Annotated in this window: 1 protein-coding gene; it reads left to right on the top strand. The window is 38.5% G+C overall.

What is annotated here, in order from left to right; translation table 11 throughout:
* The first annotated feature begins 801 nt into the window (after nt 1-801).
* Nucleotides 802-1,038, top strand: a complete 237-nt coding sequence (locus tag BAZSYMA_RS08900) for a hypothetical protein (protein WP_090718205.1) — start codon at nt 802-804, stop codon at nt 1,036-1,038.
* The last annotated feature ends 108 nt before the right edge of the window (nt 1,039-1,146 follow it).

Below are 1,146 nucleotides of genomic sequence, written 5' to 3'. Positions count from 1 at the left end.
GGGGTTAGCATTATGCAACCCTAATGACGATAATTGATAAAGGGTAGCGAGGGATGGAACCTCACACTGACTTTGGTCAGTGGACTCAAAAAAACATATTGAATACCTTTCAAATATTGCACCAGCAAAATGGCCTCCACTTGACATTAGGACCACCCACTTCATATGAATTGGAATGTCTGTTACCATAGCAATCATGTCTGAATGGGTGGATGGTTGAACCTGAAAAAAGCATTTTAAAGGTAGAAAAGATTTAATAAAAATACCGAAGTACTCTCAACTAAAACCTGCATTGTAAATAGAAACAAAATGGTGGACAAATATAACATTAAACCCAGTCTTAATACATGTACCAGTATGTATAATGGTATAATATAGCACACACAATTCTGTTTTAACTTTTTAAAGAACTGACGTAATATATATATATATATGTACTGACCGCCACGATATAACTGAAATATTGTTGAAAGTGGCGTTAAAGACCATAACCCAAACTCCCAATATATATGTGCTGACATTAGGCTAGCCGAGATCTCCAATGGCATTATAATTTTGACTAGTGCCTTACCAAACTCAAGGTTAGATGAAGTACACCTTTGTCATAGATGGGTACCCAACTCACAAACAAATCAGTCATTGACAAACTAGTCAAACCTGCATTAAGAGGTCACCTTTGGGATAAAGAAAAAGTGGCCATATGAGACAGGTGACCTCTTAAATGAGATTCAATTCATAAGAAAATTTCTATGATGAATAAGAAAAAGGTGACATTTTCATACAGGTTACCACTTATAAGAGGTGACTGCTTGGGCCGGTTACCACTTAATAGAGGTGACTGCTTGGACAGGTTACCACTTAATAGAGGTGACTGCTTGGGCAGGTTACCACTTAATAGAGGTGATTGCTTGGGCAGGTTACCACTTAATAGAGGTGACCGCTTGGGCAGGTTACCACTTAATAGAGGTGACCGCTTGGGCAGGTTACCACTTAATAGAGGTGACTGCTTGGGCAGGTTTTACTGTTCAATTCATATGAATCTTCCATGACAAGACAAGAAAAGGTGACCTTTAAATATAGGTGAGTGACTCCTTAACAGAGGTGACCACATGAGCAGATTTGACTGTACAATAGAAGGTTGTACAC

The organism is Bathymodiolus azoricus thioautotrophic gill symbiont, from assembly GCF_001298715.1.
Lineage (GTDB): Bacteria > Pseudomonadota > Gammaproteobacteria > PS1 > Pseudothioglobaceae > Thiodubiliella.
The sequence above is the reverse complement of the archived record's forward strand: the minus strand, read 5'-3'. Positions and strand labels throughout refer to the sequence as shown.